Genomic DNA, 16061 nt, shown 5'->3' with positions numbered 1-16061 from the left:
ACACGGAGGTTGCGATGATGTTGCTTTCGCTTTCGCTTGCCCTGGCCGCTGCCATGGGCACGTCAGCCGAACCGCCCAAAGCCCCCGGCTGCAGCTACGACCGTGCAGCGATGCTGGCGATGGAACCGGATGCGTTCGATCAGGACCTGGAAGGCGGCTGGCGCACGCTGGCCGACCGCGGCTGCCACCGCGAAGCCGCTGATCTGCTCGCCGCCTATGCTGCGTTGCCCAAGGCTGCAGGCAACACCCTGATTCTGTGGCATGAAGGCCAGATGCGTGCGGAGGCGGGCCAGTACCCGCAGGCGGTGACGCTGATGCAGCGCACCTACAAGCCCACCGACACCGACCCCGGTTACTGGAACGCCTACGTGGACGGCACGATCGCCTTCCTGCAGCGCGATCGTGCGGCGCTGGAGAAAGCGCGTGCAAGGTTGATTGCGATTCCTGCGCCGGAGCAGATTGCCAGGGCGCTGAAGGATGGGCGTTATCACTTCACGACTGCCGGCGGGCAGAAGGTGGATGTGCCGTGGCCGCCCAATCTGGACGTGCTCGATGGCTTCCTGCGCTGCTTTGATCGCGATTACCACAATGCGATGGGCAACCAGGCCTGCCGGAATCCGCAGGGCGGTTGAGCGACAGAGTACGTGGTGGGGTCAGAGCCCTTCCTGCGGAAGGGATCCGACCCCGGGTCAGCCGATCACGCGCTTGAACGGTGGCAGCGCGTCGATGATGCGCTTGCCGTAGCGGCGGGTCAGCAGCCGCGAATCAAGGATGACCACGCGGCCGGTGTCGGTGGAGGTGCGGATCAGGCGGCCGGCGAACTGGGTGAGCGTACGCAGCGCATGCGGAATGGCGATCAGGTTGAAGGCATTGAGCCCGCGCCCTTCGAACCACTCACTGAGGGTGGCGGTCTGCGGGTCGGTCGGCACCGCAAACGGTACCTGGGTGATGACCACGGTGGTGCAGGCTTCGCCGGGCAGGTCGAGGCCCTCGCCGAACGAGTTCAGGCCGAACAGCACCGAGCCTTCACCCGCGGCCACGCGGCGCAGATGCTCGTCGATCAGGCGGGTCTTGGACATCTCGCCCTGCACCAGCACCTGCTTGCGGCGCGCGGCCGACATCAGCCCGGCCACCTTCTCCATCTTCCAGCGCGAGGTGAACAGCACCATCGAGCCCTTGGCCCAGTCCAGTTCGGTGTCGAGATAGCGCGCCACTTCGCGCGGATGGCCTTCGCGGTCATCAGGCGTGACCGGGAATTTCGGCACGATCAGCTCGGCCTGGTTGGGCAGGTCGAACGGCGAGGACAGCGAGACCATCTCGGCCTCTTCGGGAATGCCGTTGTCGATCGCCAGTGACTGGAAGTCACCGCCGCCGGTCAGCGTCGCCGAGGTCATCACCACCGAATCCACTTCGTCCCACAGCAGCTTGCGCAGCACATGCGCGGCCGATACCGGCGAACCGTGCAGCACAAGATCGCCATCGCGGGTAGCAGTGACCCAGCGTGCCATCGGCGGCGCGCCGTCCTTGTCCTCGCGGCGCCAGGCCTGCCACAGGTTGTACTGCTGTTCGATCATCTCCAGCGCCATGCCCAGGTTGCGCTGCAGGCGCTCGCGCGCGGCATCGTCCGGCTTGCCCTTGGCCACCTGCGCGGTGGCGGCATGCGCCCAGTTGTAGAGGCTGCGGGTGTCGTCGGCCAGTGCTTCGATCGGCTCGCGCCAGGCCTCCGGCAGGCGGCCGTTGGCGGCGCGCCACATCGGCTCTTCGTCGGCCGGCGCCGGCATCCACACCCGTTCGACATGGTCGCGGAACGCACGCAGCTGCTTGGCCACGTTGCTGGCGATGTCGATCGCTTCGTTCGGCAGCAGGTTGCCGAGGCGGTCCTTGTCGACTGCGCGGTAGGCGCCGGCAATCAGGATCTGCAGGCGGCCGGTGCGCTTGGCCATTTCATCCAGCGCCAGGCTGGCCGCGCCCTGATCGATTGCCACGTTGCCGATGTGATGGCCTTCATCCAGCACCAGCAGCATGTCCGACGGTGCTGCGATCAGCGGCTGGCCGTTGTCGCTGTCGCCAATCGACAGCGCTGACAACAGCAGCGCATGGTTGGTGACCACGATCTGCGCATCGCGCACCGTGGTGCGCGAACGCAGCACCGCGCACTGTGCCGAATAGGCACAGCGGCGCCCGGCGCAGCCTGAAGCCGGCGTGGTGATGCGGCTGCGCAGGCCAGGGCTGATGGTCTCCGGTGCGTTGTCGATGTCGCCATCCCAACTGCCGCCAGTGAAGGCATCGGTCAGGCGCTTGGCGATGTCCATCTCGATCGGTGCCAGCGGCCGGTCGAACAAGGGCGCGTCGTCCTCGAACATGCCGCCCTGTGAGCCCTCGCCCTGCGCCTCGGCGGCGTTGCGTGTGCACAGGTAGCGGGTGCGGCCCTTGGCAAGGGCCACGGTCGCTTCCAGGCCGGTGGCTTTCAGGAAATTCGGAATGTCGCGCTCGACCAGCTGCGACTGCAGGGCCACGGTGCCGGTACTGATCACCAGCTTCTTCTTGCTAGCCAGCGCGATCGGTACACCCGCGGTGAGGTAGCCCAGGCTCTTGCCGACGCCGGTAGGCGCCTCGACCACGCCGACGCCGCCACTTTTCGACAACGCACGCGACACCACGCCGATCATCTGGCTCTGCGAGCGGCGGGTGGAGAAGCCGGGAGTATTGGCCTGCAGCGTCGTGTACGCCTTGCGGATCGCGTCCTTCAAGGGGTCATCGAGCGTGCGCGGAGCGGCGACGGTTTCGGTCACGCCGGGGATTACCGTGGCTGGATCAGGCCGGTCATTGTCGCATGGCCGGCCACGTTCACCGCCGCTGGCACCCTGAATGGGCCAGCGACGACGCCCGCTGGCGGTCGCGGTCCGATAGCCGGAGTCTCCAAGGGGCAGATACGCCGGGCATGGCCCGGCGCTACCGCTCAGGCGGCCGGAATCGTACGGCTACGCAGCAGGCGCACCAGTGCCCACACCAGCAGCACCACACCGATGGCCTCGACCATCGCCAGCGCGAAATGCAGCACGCCGAGGATGGCGCTCATGCCCGAGATGGCGTTGAAGTTGCCGCTGCTGATCAACCACATCGGCAGGATGCCGGCGGCCATGCCGCCCAGGCTGGACAGCAGCAGCAGCACCAGGCCAACCAGGGCGCCGGTGCGCGTCGCATCACGCGGCGCGCCGACCACCCAGACCAGGCCCACGCACAGCGCGATCAGCACCGGCAGGCGCACGCCGATCATGCTCAGCACCGACACCATCAGGGTCGTGTTGTCCATCGATCAGTCCTCGCCGGCCAGCACGGCGGCGCCTTGCCGCAGGGTCTGGTAGACCTCATCGGTCTGCGGGCGCACGCCATGCCACTGCAGGAAGCTCTCGGCCGCCTGTTCGACCAGCATGCCCAGGCCATCCACGGTATTGCGGCAGTTCGCCGCGCGCGCCCAGGCCAGGAAGGCGATGGCCGCCTCGCCGTAGTTCAGGTCGACGGCGGTGGTCATCGAATTGACCAGCGACAGCGGCAGCTTGAACTCGACATCACGGTCGCGGCCGGCCGAGGTGGCGTTGACGATCAGCTCGAAGTCGCCCAGGTCGCGCAGGTCTTCCCAGTAACGGCTGATGGCGCGGCCCGGCTCGCCCATCGCGTCGATCAGTTCATCGGCGCGTTCCGGCGTTCGGTTGACCACCACCAGCTCGGTGATGCCGGCATCCAGGAACGCTGGGGCGACGCTGCGCGCCGAACCACCTGCACCGATCAGCAGCATGCGGCGGCCACGCAGGTCCAGGCCATGACGGTCGGTCAGGTCACGTACCAGGCCGATGCCATCGGTGGTGTCGCCATGCCAGCGGTCGCCCTTGCGCAGCAGCGTGTTGACCGAGCCCGCGCGGCGCGCCCGTGCAGTCAAGGTGGTGCACACCGAGAACGCGGCTTCCTTGTGCGGCGAGGTGATGTTGGCGCCGACACCGCCTTCGGCGGCGAAGGCTTCCAGGCCGGTCAGGAAGGCATCCGGGGCCAGGTCGATCGCACGGTAGTCGATGCTGATGCCTTCCTGGCGACCGAACGTCGCATGGATCTGCGGCGACTTCGAGTGGGCAACGGGGTGTCCGAAGACGGCGTAACGGTCGGTCATGGAATCCTCAAGCTGGCTAGACTGATGCTCTTTCGTGCACGGACCCGGATGATGCGCATCACCCCGCCCCTGCTGGTGCTTGCCGCCAGTCTACTCTCTGCCCCCGTGGCGATGGCGTTGAACGAGTACGGCATCGAAGGCATGGGCGTGGTCTCGACCCGTGCCGACGAGGGCCGCGCCACGATCAGCGCCGATGGCCAGCGCATCGTTTTCGCCCGCCGCGGCGAGGCCGGCTGGGGCCTGTGGGAGGCACGCGTGGTCGACGGCCGCTGGCAGCAGGCGCAGGCCCTGCCAGTAGGCGTGGCCGGTGAGGCCCGTGACCCCTACTTCAGCCGCGACGGTCGCTGGCTGCTGTTCGCGGCCGGCCGCGAGAGCGCGCTGGCGCTGTACCGCGCCGCGCTGGCCGCCGACGGCCAGCTGGGCAGCGCGCAGCCGCTGGCGGGCGACAGTGGCGGCCGGGAAGAGCGCGGACCGTCCCTGAGCGCGGATGGGCGACGACTGTTGTTTGCCCGCCAGCAGGGCCGTGGCGCCGGCTGGGACCTGTTCGTGGCGACGCTGGATGCTCAGGGCCAGCGCGGACCAGCCACCGCACTGACCGCATTGAACAGCGCCGACGACGAAACCGACGGCGACTGGCTGGGCAATGACGGTGCCGTGGTGTTCAGCCGCGGCAGCGGCACGACCGCGCAGGTGTGGAGCAGCGGCTGTGCATGGAGCGGCGCAGCGCTGCAGCCGCTGGGGTTATCGTTCAACCAGGCCGGCGGCTGGACCGGCGCGCCGGTGATCGACAACGCCAAGCCGGGCGAGATGATGGTTGCCAGCAGTGCGGCGAAGGCGCCGCGTGCCGGTGGCGTGGATGTGTACCGGTTGGCGGTACCGAAGGTGGCGGCGGTGGCCGGGTGCAGCGGGTAATGGGCAATGGATCGCGCGGGCGTTCATCCACGCATGGCGTGGATCTACTGGAACCCGCGTTGTAGTAGATCCACGCCATGCGTGGAGGCGGCAGAGTCAGCGCGACAATACCTTGGCGCGCTGCTGTTCGTACTCCATCTCGCTCAGCTGGCCGTTGTCCTTGCGCTGGTTCAATGCGGCCAGCTCGGCCTGCACGCTGTCCGGCAGGGCCTGCTCACGGGCCACGTGGCGGGCGGCGGAGAGCTGCTCCGGCGGGCGCTTGCCGGCCCGCCAAGCGGCGATGAAGACACCGACGATGATGGCGCCGAACACCAGCGTACCGATGCCCCAGATCAGCCATTGCATCCATCCCAGTTCGGGTCCCATCGCGTAGTCCTCTGTCTATCGTGGCGCTATTGTCAGCGCTCGCGCAGCCATCGCGCCACCTGCGGCGCGAAATAGGTCAGCACGCCATCGGCACCGGCCCGCTTGAAGCCCAGCAGCGACTCCAGCACGCAGGCGCGCTCGTCCAGCCAGCCGTTGGCGAAGGCGGCCTTCATCATCGCGTACTCGCCACTCACCTGGTAGGCGAAGGTCGGCACGCCGAACTTCTCCTTCACCCGGCGCACCAGGTCCAGGTACGGCATGCCCGGCTTGACCATCACCATGTCGGCGCCTTCTTCCAGATCCAGCGCGATCTCGCGCAGGGCCTCGTCGCCGTTGGCCGGGTCCATCTGGTAGGTCTTCTTGTCGGCCTTGCCGAGGCTGGCCGCGCTGCCCACCGCATCACGGAACGGACCGTAGAACGCCGAGGCGTACTTGGCCGAGTACGCCATGATGCGCACGTTGATGTGGTTGTCAGCATCCAGCGCACGACGGATCGCGCCGATGCGGCCGTCCATCATGTCCGACGGCGAAACGATGTCGACGCCGGCTTCGGCGTGCGACACCGACTGCTTGACCAGTGCCTCGACGGTGATGTCGTTCAGCACATAGCCCTTGTCGTCGATGATGCCGTCCTGGCCGTGGGTGGTGTACGGGTCCAGTGCCACGTCGGTCATCACCCCCAGTTCCGGGAAGCGCGACTTCAGTGCGCGGATCGCACGCTGCGCCAGGCCGTCCTCGGCCCACGCCGCCGATGCATCCAGCGACTTCAGCGACGGGTCGATCACCGGGAACAGGTCGATCACCGGAATGCCCAGCTCCAGCGCTTCTTCGGCCACCTTCAGCAGCTCTTCGATCGACAACCGCTCCACGCCCGGCATCGACGGTACTGCGGTGCGGCCGGCCAGTTCGTGCACGAACACCGGGTAGATCAGGTCGTCGGTGGTCAGCGTGTTCTCGCGCATCAGGCGGCGTGAGAACTCGTCGTGGCGCATGCGGCGCGGGCGGTAAAGCGGGTGAGACATGGCAGGCTCCGAGGAGTGGCTATTGCAACAGGTAGCCCTGCGGCAGCAGGGGTTCGGGCAATGGGCGTTCGCCGAGCGCGTCGAGCTGGTCGATCTCGATCGTGCGCACCAGCGCGTCCAGCGGCAGGTCGTTCGGCTCCAGGCCGAACGGGTCTTCCATTTCTTCGCCCAGCTGGTCCAGGCCGAAGAAGGCATAGGCCAGCACCGCCGACAGCACCGGCGTGCCCCAGCCCAGCGAACTGGCCAGGCCGAACGGCAGCAGCACGCAGAACATCCACGCGCAGCGGTGCAGCAGCAGGGTGTAGGCGAACGGCAGCGGGGTGGTGAGGATGCGCTCGCAGCCGGCCTGGATCGACGACATCGCGTGCAGGCGCTCTTCCAGCTGGGTGTAGAGGATCGGGTCGAGCTCACCGGCGCGCAGCGCCTGGGCCAGCTCGGCGGCGATCATCGAGAGCAGCGCGTCGGGCACGTTCTCGCGCTGGCCCAACTGTTCGCGCTGGCGCTTGTCCAGCCACGGCAGGGCCATCAGCGCCACGATGCGCCCACGCAGGCGACCGGCCAGGGCATGGGCGAAGGCAGTGGTGAGATAGGCGATGCGGCGGCGTCGGCCGGCATCATCGGCCAGCAGCAGGTTCACCTGGCGGGCCAGCGAGCGCGATTCGTAGACCAGCTGGCCCCACAGCTTTCTGCCTTCCCACCAGCGCTCGTAGCAGGCGCTGTTGCGGAAGCTGAGGAAGATCGACAGCACCAGGCCAAGCAGGGTGAACGGCGTGACCGACACGCGCTCGATGCCGGTCGGCGGTGCCAGTTCCACCACTGCGGCCACCGCGATGGACAGGATCAGGATGGCCAGCACCTTCGGCGCGATCGCTTTGACGATCGAGCCGCGCAGGATGTACAGCAGTTGCCAGCCGTGGGGACGGGGTCGAATGATCATGGGGCAGCCGCGCCGGGCGCGGATTCACAGGCACGCGGGGGGCTCGCGCAGCCGTTCATTGTACGCCCCTGCCCGGCCACGGGCCGAGCGCCTGCGACGCCCTGTCGCACCCTGGCCCGGGATCAGACCACGCCGCCACCCAGGCCGAGACGGAGGATGCCGACCACCACCACGATGCCATTCAGCACCAGACCAGCCCAGGCCCGGCCCCGCTTGGTCGGGTGGGTGAACAGGATGCCCAGCGCAGCGATGACCGCGCCGACGGCGGCGAACGGGATCAGGAACCAGTTGCCCCAGCCCAGCAGCGGAATCAGCGCCAGGATCATCCACAACAGCGCCAGTACGCCCCACAACAGACTGATCACACCCATGCCGCTCTCCCGCAGTTGGTTCCTGGCCCCAACCATAGACGTTCCCGCTGCCGCCGCCTACTGCCATTGGCGGAGCTGTCACCCGCACCGTGCTAGCGTGCTGTCGTGCGTGCCCTGGCCCGGGTGTTGGCGCCGATTCAGAGTGGCCCGCCGATGATCGCAACCAGTCCTACAGGGGTCGTGCCATGAACATCCGTTGGGCCGCATTGACGGCCATCCTGCTGGTCGCCGCTGGTTGTGCCAGCACCTCGAAGGTGATGCTCGGCCGCGCCCGCGCACCGATCGACCCGGCGCTGGTGCAGATCTATTCGACGCCACCCGCCGGTTCGCAGGAAATCGCTCAGCTGGAATCAGCGTCTGCCGTGGGCTTCGGCACCCAGGGCCAGACCGATGCCGCCGTGGCACGCCTGAAGCGTGAGGCCGCAGCACTGGGCGCCAATGGCGTGGTGCTGGTGGGCGTGGGCAGCAGCGGTTCGCCGGTGGGCATGTCAGTCGGCGCCGGCAGCTTCGGCTCGCATGTCGGCGGTGGCGTCGGTATCGGCATTCCGACCACGCAGAAACGTGCCGCCGGCGTCGCCATCTGGGTGCCGAATCCGGCACCGCCGGCGCGGTTGCCGACACAGGTGATTACCCCGCAGCCGCAGCGGTGACCCGGACGGGCCACCGCAGGTAGTGCCGGCCGCTGGCCGGCAACCTCATGAACCTGTCCAACGCCCAGAGAATGCCGGCCAGCGGCCGGCACTACCGAATAGCATTCAGCGCTTGTACTTCGGCACGAACACCTTGTTCACCGCGTCGGCCAGCTGGTCCGGCGGCAGCAGGCCCTGGTCGAGCAGGAAGTTGTTGAACGCCAGGCGGTCGAACTTCGCGCCCAGCGCCAGCTCGGTCTGCATGCGCAGTTCCAGGATGCGGGTGTAGCCGTAGAAGTAGCTGCCGGCCTGGCCCGGCATGCGCACCATGTACCGGTCCAGTTCCTGGGTGGCCATGGCCTTGGACAGGCCGACCTGCTCCATCAGCACACGCTCGCCGTTGGCGCGGTCGGTCAGGCCGAGGTTGAGCATCGGGTCGAGCATCGCGCGCGCGGCACGCAGCAGGCGGAACTGCAGGGCGATCATCTGCCCGTCCAGCGGCTCGTACGGCACCATCTCGGCCTCGGCATACAGCGCCCAGCCTTCCACGTTCACCGAATTGAACGCGAACATCGTGCGTGCCAGCGACACGCCACGTTCGACCATCGCGGTGAACTGCAGCTCGTGGCCGGGGCGACCTTCATGCGCGCTCAGCGTCCATGCCGCCGCACCGAAGTTGAAATCGTCGTACTGCGCGCCCGGGCCGGCGGCCGGGTTACCCAGCGGCAGCACGAAGGTGCCCTGCTGCCCGGTGTTGTTGACCAGCGGTGCCGGCAGGAAATGCGGTGCGGGGCTGGCAGCGCTCTCGGCGGCCGAACCCAGGCGCATCTGCATCGCGCGCTTGGGCACATCGACGATGGCATGCTCACGGATCAGCGGATCGATCGCGTCGATCACCTTGCGGTAGTGGCCTTCCAGATGGTCGTCGGCAATCTTGTCGGCCTTCAGCGCGCGGATCACCGCCACTGGGTCGCTCGGGTCGGCCACCTTCAGGCCCTTGTCCTTCACCACCAGCGGCGCCAGCTGCTGCATCGCCGAGCGGGTTTCCATGAATTCCAGCTGCGCACGCTGCATCAGCAGCTTCGGGTCGATGTCGATGCCGACCTGCTTGAGCTGGTACGCATACAACGGTGCCGGCAGGCGTGCATCGGTGCGTGCCTTCGGCAGCACGGTCGTGCGCGTCCAGGTGGCGTAGTCCTTCATCTGCCCGGCCAGGGTCTTCATCGCCTCATCGGCGCCGGCGATCTGATACTTCTTCAGCAGCGACTCGATGCCGGTGATGTAGGTCTCGACGTTGTCCAGCGACTGCTGCACTTCGATCTTCGTCGGCTGCAGCAGGCTGCTGTCCTTCAACCGTTCCTCGTAGCGCTGGCGGGCCAGCGTGGTGAAGGCGGTTCCACCCGGCTGCAGGCCGGCGTAGGCCTTGAGACGATCGATCGCCTTGGCCCGGCGTTCGGCCGGCACCTGGTCGGACAGCAACAGGTTGAGTCCGCTGAACACCGTCTGCGGCGCATCGCTCCACGGCAGCAGGTACTTCTCGTTGAGCTCGCTGCCTTCGATGTTCTGGTTGGCGGCGTGGATCATGATCTCCAGGTCCTGGCGGACATTGGGATCCTTTTCGGCAGCCAGCTTCGCCTTCAGTTCGTCACGGGCCTTGGCCATCGCGGCGCGGTAGCGCGCATCGTTGTCCGGGCCGAGGTCGGCCACCTTGTCGTCATAACCGGGAACGCCGAAGAAGCCGGTCTCCTCCGGTTGGAACGGCCCCTGCGCGTCCAGCAGGATCTGCGCCAGTGCATTGCTGCGGGCGACCCAGGCGGGGCTGGCCGGGGTGGCGGCCTTGGCAGCCGGCGCGGCCAGGGCCGGCGGTGCGGACAGCAACGGGGCGGCAGTCAGGGCCAGGGCAACGGCGAGCGCAATCGGCTTCATGGGACACTCCAGCAAAGGGTTGCCCGCAACTTACGCGCTCACGGCGATGGCGACAATCTGTGGGAAGTCATGGCGGCTGGGATAGGCGGCCGGGCGCAGGGAAAACCTGCCGGGGTAGCGTCGACTGCCAGCCGACGCTGCACAGCCGCACGACCGGAGGTCACAACGCCAGCGTGAGCGGGCAGTCACCGCGCTCGCGGCAGGCCTGCAGCTCGCACTCCTGCGCGGCCTCGTCGTCATCCAGCGCGGTCAGATCGAAGGTCTGCTTGTCTTCGGCCAGCACATACATCACCGGGTAGTCCCACACGTCGTCACTGCGGGTGCCCTTCACGAACAGTCGCCCATGCGCATGCGGCCCTTCCAGCGCTACGGTCAGGCCGACATCGCGCTGGCCGTTGATCGCCGTCTGCATGCTGCCCAGCGGCATCGATTCCATTTGCAGCGGCTCACCAAACGCTTCCACCAGTTCGATGCTGCAGCCCGCGCGACGCAGCGCTTCACGCATCGGTGGACTCTCGCGTGCCGCCTCGCCCCAGCGCAGCACGCTCCAGGTCACCACCCCGCCTACACCGCCCAGCACCAGCACCACCATCAACGGCATTGCCCAGCGCCAGTGACGGCACCACCAACCGGCGGACGTCGGGTCATGGGCGGGAATCGGCGGTGGCAGGGTCATCGGCGGGCTCCTTCCCGGTTGCGGATCAGGGTTTCAGGCAACGTCCCAGGAAGGCTTCGGCCACACGGTAGCGATGCAGGGCGTCGGCGCCGGACAGGCCATGCTTGGCGCCGGGATAGGTCATCAGTTCGAACGGCTGTGCTCGCTTCTGCAGTGCGCTCATCAGGCTGGTCGAATTGGTGAACAACACGTTGTCGTCGGCCATGCCGTGGATCAGCAGCAGCGGCGAACGCAGGCCCTCGATGTGGGTCAGCACGCGCGCTTCACGGTAACCCGCTTCATTGCGCGCCGGCAGGTCCATGTAGCGTTCGGTGTAATGGCTGTCGTACAGGCCCCAGTCGGTCACCGGTGCGCCGGCCACGCCGCAGGCGTACTGGTTCGAGGCCTTGGCCAGCAGCATCAGGGTCATGTAGCCGCCGTTGGACCAGCCCTGCACGCCAATGCGCGCCGGGTCCACCCACGGCTGCTGCTTCAGCCAGGTCACGCCACGCAGCTGGTCGGTCACTTCCACCGTGCCCTGCTTGCCATACAGCGCTCCACCGAAGTCACGGCCACGGCGCGGGGTGCCGCGGTTGTCCAGCGAGAACACTACGTAGCCCTGCTGGGCCAGGTACTGGTTGAACAGGTGGTCGCCACGGCCGGGCCAACTGTTGGTGACGGTCTGGCTGGCCGGGCCGCCATAGACGTACACCGCCACCGGGTAGCGCTTGGCCGGATCGAAGCCGGCCGGCTTGATCAGGCTGTAGTTCAGCGGGGTCTTGCCATCGGCAGCCATCAGGGTGCCGAACTCGACCGGGCGCTGCGCATCGCGGTAGCGCGCATACGGATGCTTGGGATCGGCCAGGTCGTTCTCGAGCAGGGTGGCGATCTTCTCGCCATTGGCGCGGAACAGTTCGATCTGCGGCGGCGTGGTGCTGTTGGACCAGCTGTCGACGTAGACGCTGGCGTTGCGGGCGAAGCTGGCGCTGTGCATGCCCGGTGCCTTGGACAGGCGCTGCGGCTCGCCGCCCTGCAGCGACACCGCGTAGATCTGGCTTTCGCGCGAGGTCTCGATGCCGGCGCGGAAGTAGGCCTTGCCGGCCTTCTCATCGACCGCCAGCAGTTCGTCCACCGGCCAGTTGCCGTGGGTCAGTGCAGTGGCCTTGCCCTTGCTGTCGATGCGGTACAGGTGCTGGAAGCCGCTGCGCTCGGACGACCACAGCACGCTGCCGTCATCCAGGAAACGCAGGCTGTTGTGCAGCGGCACCCAGGTCGGGCTGGTTTCGTGGGCAAGCACGCGCTGGCGGTTGGAATCGAGCGCCACTTCCACCAGGTCCAGCTGCCTCTGGTCACGCGACTGGCGCTGGAAGCTCAGGTGCTGTGCATCGCGCCAATCGACGCGGGCCAGGTAGATGTCCTGTTCCTTGCCCAGGTCGACCCAGCGCGGCTGCGCATCGGCAGCCGGTGCGATCACGCCCAGCTGCACGCGTACATTGGCGTCGCCGGCGGCCGGGTAACGCTGTTCGATCACATCGGTGCGGTCGGCGTAGACCTCATAGCGCTTCTGCACTGGCACCGGGGATTCATCGATGCGGGCGAAGGCGATGGCCGAATCGTCCGGTGCCCACCAGTAACCCGTGTGGCGGTCCATTTCTTCATCGGCGACGAACTCGGCCACGCCGTTGCCAATGGTGATGCTGCCGTCGCGGGTCAGCTGCAGCTGCTTGCCACTGGCCAGGTCGATCACCCACAGGTTGCGGCCGCGGATGAAGCTGACGAAACCGCCCTTGGGCGACAGCTTGGCGTCGGTGGCGAAGCCTTCACCGTGGGTCAGCTGGCGCACGGCCGCCGCACCCTGCTGCTTGAGGTCATACAGGTACAGCTCGCCGCCGAGCGGGAACAGCAGGCGCTGCGCGTCCGGCGACCACTGGTAATCGACGATGCCGGTCATCGCCGCGATGCGCTGGCGTTCGCGGCGGGCCTTTTCCTCATCGCTGAGGGTCTCGGTGCCGGGCAGCACCACCTTGGAGTCGACCAGCAGGCGGGTCTGGCCGCTGCCGATGTCGTAGGTCCACAGGTCCAGCTGGTTGCGGTCGCTGTCCTTGCCGCGCAGGAAACTGACCTGCGATCCGTCCGGGGCCACCTTGGGCTTCATCAGGGTCGGGCCGGACAACGGCAACGGGCCAGTGATGGCTTCCAGGGTCAGCTTTTCAGCGTGGGCGGCGGTACTGGTGGCGAGCATGAGGGCGAGCGAAGCGAACAGGTGGCGCATGGAAGATCCTGGCAAACGGCAGGTCCGTCACGCGCCAAGCGCGCAGCGGTCGTGCCCCCATCCTAACCAAGCCTGTGCGGGAAGGCAGCATGACCTTTTGCCCATATGGAGTGCCGACCAACGGTCGGCACCCACCACCAGTAGATCCACGCCATGCGTGGATGACGCCGTCTTGGGTCAACGCTGGCCGAACAGGTGCTTGCGCTCTTCGTCGCTGAGCGGCTTGCCGGCATTCGGGTTCACCTGCTGGCGCAGGGCATACGCGCGCTGGGTGGCCGGGCGCGCGGCGATGGCCTCGTGCCAGCGCTTGAGGTTCGGGAACGCGGCGAAGTCGACCGGGATCTTGTCGTAGGCGCCGATCCACGGGTAGCTGGCCATGTCGGCGATGGTGTACGCGTCGCCGGCCAGGAAGGCGTGCTGGGCCAGGCGCTTGTCCATCACCCCGTGCAGCCGACGCACTTCATTGTCGTAGCGCTCGATGGCATACGGGATCTTTTCCGGCGCATACACATTGAAATGCCCCATCTGGCCACTCATCGGGCCCAGGCCGGCCATCTGCCAGAACAACCATTCCAGGGTGGTCACACGGCCGCGCGGGTCGCTGGGCAGGAACTGGCCGGTCTTTTCGGCCAGGTACAGCAGGATCGCGCCGGACTCGAACACGCTCTGCGGGGCGCCGCCATCGGCCGGGGCATGGTCGACGATGGCCGGCATCTTGTTGTTGGGGGAGATGGCGAGGAATTCCGGCTTGAACTGGTCGCCCGAGCCGATGTTGACCGGGTGGATGCGGTACTCCAGGCCAGCTTCTTCCAGCAGCAGGGTCACTTTGTGGCCGTTCGGGGTGGGCCAGTAATACAGGTCGATCATGGCGGCGGCTCGGGGTGCGGAAAGGAACCTGAAGTCTAGTGCGTGAGTTGGGTTGGCACCGTCACGGCGGGCCGGTAACCTCGCCTCTCCCCCGCAACGCAGCATCCTCCGCATGAGTGCAAACCGCCCGCCGCTCTCCCCGCTGTCCACGCTGATCTTCGCCTCGCGCTGGCTGCAGCTGCCGCTGTACCTGGGCCTGATCGTGGCGCAGTGCGTCTACGTGTTCCTGTTCGGCAAGGAACTGTGGCACCTCATCTCGCATTCGGCCTCGATGGGCGAGCAGCAGATCATGCTGATCGTGCTGGGCCTGATCGACGTGGTGATGATCTCCAATCTGCTGGTGATGGTGATCGTCGGCGGCTACGAAACCTTCGTCTCGCGCCTGCGCCTGGAAGGCCATCCGGACCAGCCGGAGTGGCTGAGCCACGTCAATGCCAGCGTGCTGAAGGTGAAGCTGGCGATGGCGATCATCGGCATCTCCTCGATCCACCTGTTGAAGACCTTCATCGCCAGCGGCGCATTGAACGGCATCCCGCTGTGCACGCCGGAGCAGATGACTGTGGCCGCCGCCAACATCGGTGTCGCCCGCTGCTCGATGCTGACCCCGGATGGCGTGCTCTGGCAGACCATCATCCACTGCGTGTTCATCCTGTCGGCGATCGGCATCGCCTGGACCGACAAGCTGATGTCCAACAGCCACAGCAAGTCGCACGACAAGGCGCACGACCACTGAGGTCGCCGCTGGCAGTGGCCTGACCGCCGTTGCCCTATTCCGGCCACCGCCCCTTGTACGAGGCGGTGGCCGGGATGCTAGATTGCACCCTCGCCGTTGCCGGCGGTGGCGTCGGGAAACGTCACCGTGCCGCGCCCGGACCGCAGGTCCCGGCCATGCATATCAATGATTTACGTCACGTCGTCTTCTAGAGGGGAGCAGGATGTCGCACGTCTCAACGATCACCGCCGCGCGCCGGTGGATGCCGGTTGCATTGGCACTGGCGCTGGCCGCCTGCTCGGGCAAGGAAGAATCCGCAGCACCGGCTCCCGCCGCCGCACCCACGGCCGCTGCTCCGGCCGCACCGGTAGTCGCGGCCAAGGTGCAGTCGATGGGCACCGAACAGCTGCGTGAGTCGGCCAGCCAGGCCCTGCGTGAGAACCGCATGTATGCGCCGGCCGGCGACAACGCCATCGAGTACTACCTCGCCCTGCGCGACAAGACGCCGGACGACGCCTCGGTGAAGAGCGCGCTGACTGACCTGCTGCCTTACACCCTGATCGCGGCCGAACAGCACCTGGGCCGCGAGGACTACACCGAGGCGCAGCGCCTGGTGGCACTGATCGAGAAGGTGGACGCCGCCGCCCCCGCCCTGCCGCGCCTGAAGGAAGGCCTGGCCAAGGGCGTGGAGAACGCGGCCAAGCGCACCGAGACCGAAGCCGAGAAGGCAAAGAAGGACGCCGAAGACCGGACCAAGCAGCAGGCCGAACAGCAGCGTTTGACCGAGCAGCGCGCCAAGGAGGCTGATGCGGCCAAGCAGATCGCCGCCCAGCAGGATGCCGCCCGCCGCGACAACGAGCGCCAGGATGCCGAGCGTCAGGCCGCCGCCCGCCGCGAAGCCGAGCAGAAGCAGCAGCAGGCTGCCGCCCAGCAGGCCAGTGCGGCACGCCAGGCCACGGCAGCGGCGGCACCAAGCCTGCGCCCGGTCAGTACACCGGCACCGCGCTATCCGGCCGAGGCGCTGCGCGCCGGCACCTCCGGTGAAGTGCTGGTGGAGATCACTGTCGGCACCGACGGATCGGTGATCAATGCCCGCGTACTGCGCGCAACGCCGTCGCGCGTGTTCGACCGGGAAGCGATGAACGCGGTGAAGCGCTGGCGTTTCGAGCCCGTCAGCGCACCGGTCACCACCCGTCGCACGCTGGTGTTCGCACCCGGCGGCGGCTGACC

16 protein-coding genes are annotated in these 16061 nt (G+C 67.4%); 5 read left to right on the top strand and 11 right to left on the bottom strand.

Annotation, left to right across the window (positions count from 1 at the left end; all coding sequences use genetic code 11):
• The first annotated feature begins 20 nt into the window (after positions 1 to 20).
• Positions 21 to 632 (top strand): hypothetical protein, encoded by a 612-nt coding sequence (locus tag ABR323_RS10140; RefSeq protein WP_439449422.1) that lies wholly within the window; start codon positions 21 to 23, stop codon positions 630 to 632.
• 57 nt (positions 633 to 689) lie between these two features.
• Here ABR323_RS10140 and dinG read toward each other — a convergent pair whose 3' ends face one another.
• The 3 genes from dinG to aroE all read right to left on the bottom strand — a co-directional run bounded on the left by dinG (position 690) and on the right by aroE (position 4162).
• Positions 690 to 2792 (bottom strand): ATP-dependent DNA helicase DinG, encoded by a 2103-nt coding sequence (dinG, locus tag ABR323_RS10135; protein WP_135275481.1) that lies wholly within the window; start codon positions 2790 to 2792, stop codon positions 690 to 692.
• A gap of 167 nt (positions 2793 to 2959) precedes the next feature.
• Complete coding sequence (locus tag ABR323_RS10130) at positions 2960 to 3313, bottom strand: hypothetical protein (protein WP_135275482.1); 354 nt, start codon at positions 3311 to 3313, stop codon at positions 2960 to 2962.
• Between the two features lie 3 nt (positions 3314 to 3316).
• A complete protein-coding gene (gene aroE / locus ABR323_RS10125; RefSeq protein ID WP_439449202.1) occupies positions 3317 to 4162 on the bottom strand; it encodes a shikimate dehydrogenase in 846 nt (281 codons plus the stop codon).
• 48 nt (positions 4163 to 4210) lie between these two features.
• Here aroE and ABR323_RS10120 point away from each other — a divergent pair, with 48 nt between their 5' ends.
• Positions 4211 to 5074 carry a hypothetical protein gene (locus ABR323_RS10120; RefSeq protein ID WP_439449201.1) on the top strand — a complete coding sequence of 288 codons (864 nt, stop codon included), beginning with the start codon at positions 4211 to 4213 and terminating at the stop codon, positions 5072 to 5074.
• A 96-nt stretch (positions 5075 to 5170) separates the two neighbouring features.
• On the opposite strand, the gene ABR323_RS10115 is transcribed toward ABR323_RS10120, so the two are convergent.
• From ABR323_RS10115 to ABR323_RS10100, 4 genes are all read right to left on the bottom strand, one after another.
• A complete protein-coding gene (locus ABR323_RS10115; protein ID WP_032129122.1) occupies positions 5171 to 5440 on the bottom strand; it encodes a hypothetical protein in 270 nt (89 codons plus the stop codon).
• Positions 5441 to 5472: 32 nt separating this feature from the next.
• Positions 5473 to 6462: a porphobilinogen synthase gene (gene hemB, locus ABR323_RS10110; protein ID WP_032129123.1), complete on the bottom strand. Its 990-nt coding sequence runs from the start codon at positions 6460 to 6462 to the stop codon at positions 5473 to 5475.
• 19 nt (positions 6463 to 6481) lie between these two features.
• Positions 6482 to 7399 carry a bestrophin family protein gene (locus ABR323_RS10105; RefSeq protein ID WP_439449200.1) on the bottom strand — a complete coding sequence of 306 codons (918 nt, stop codon included), beginning with the start codon at positions 7397 to 7399 and terminating at the stop codon, positions 6482 to 6484.
• A 122-nt stretch (positions 7400 to 7521) separates the two neighbouring features.
• Positions 7522 to 7770: a hypothetical protein gene (locus tag ABR323_RS10100; protein ID WP_012512426.1), complete on the bottom strand. Its 249-nt coding sequence runs from the start codon at positions 7768 to 7770 to the stop codon at positions 7522 to 7524.
• Positions 7771 to 7955: 185 nt separating this feature from the next.
• Between ABR323_RS10100 and ABR323_RS10095 the strand changes: the two genes are divergently transcribed.
• Positions 7956 to 8420, top strand: a complete 465-nt coding sequence (locus ABR323_RS10095; protein WP_439449199.1) for a hypothetical protein — start codon at positions 7956 to 7958, stop codon at positions 8418 to 8420.
• 105 nt (positions 8421 to 8525) lie between these two features.
• Here ABR323_RS10095 and ABR323_RS10090 read toward each other — a convergent pair whose 3' ends face one another.
• From ABR323_RS10090 to ABR323_RS10075, 4 genes are all read right to left on the bottom strand, one after another.
• Positions 8526 to 10325, bottom strand: a complete 1800-nt coding sequence (locus tag ABR323_RS10090) for a DUF885 domain-containing protein (protein WP_439449198.1) — start codon at positions 10323 to 10325, stop codon at positions 8526 to 8528.
• A gap of 160 nt (positions 10326 to 10485) precedes the next feature.
• Positions 10486 to 11001: a cytochrome c oxidase assembly factor Coa1 family protein gene (locus ABR323_RS10085; RefSeq protein WP_439449197.1), complete on the bottom strand. Its 516-nt coding sequence runs from the start codon at positions 10999 to 11001 to the stop codon at positions 10486 to 10488.
• 25 nt (positions 11002 to 11026) lie between these two features.
• Positions 11027 to 13252, bottom strand: coding sequence for a S9 family peptidase (locus ABR323_RS10080; RefSeq protein ID WP_439449196.1), 2226 nt, complete (start codon positions 13250 to 13252; stop codon positions 11027 to 11029).
• Positions 13253 to 13429: 177 nt separating this feature from the next.
• Positions 13430 to 14119, bottom strand: coding sequence for a glutathione binding-like protein (locus ABR323_RS10075; RefSeq protein ID WP_439449195.1), 690 nt, complete (start codon positions 14117 to 14119; stop codon positions 13430 to 13432).
• Positions 14120 to 14231: 112 nt separating this feature from the next.
• Between ABR323_RS10075 and ABR323_RS10070 the strand changes: the two genes are divergently transcribed.
• On the top strand, positions 14232 to 14852 hold the full coding sequence (locus ABR323_RS10070; protein WP_439449194.1) for a TIGR00645 family protein: 621 nt from the start codon (positions 14232 to 14234) through the stop codon (positions 14850 to 14852).
• A gap of 202 nt (positions 14853 to 15054) precedes the next feature.
• A complete protein-coding gene (locus ABR323_RS10065) occupies positions 15055 to 16059 on the top strand; it encodes an energy transducer TonB (RefSeq protein ID WP_135275494.1) in 1005 nt (334 codons plus the stop codon).
• Positions 16060 to 16061: the final 2 nt, after the last annotated feature.

This window comes from Stenotrophomonas sp. ATs4, assembly GCF_051861585.1.
GTDB lineage: Bacteria > Pseudomonadota > Gammaproteobacteria > Xanthomonadales > Xanthomonadaceae > Stenotrophomonas > Stenotrophomonas maltophilia_AS.
This window is presented reverse-complemented; position numbering and strand designations above follow the sequence as displayed.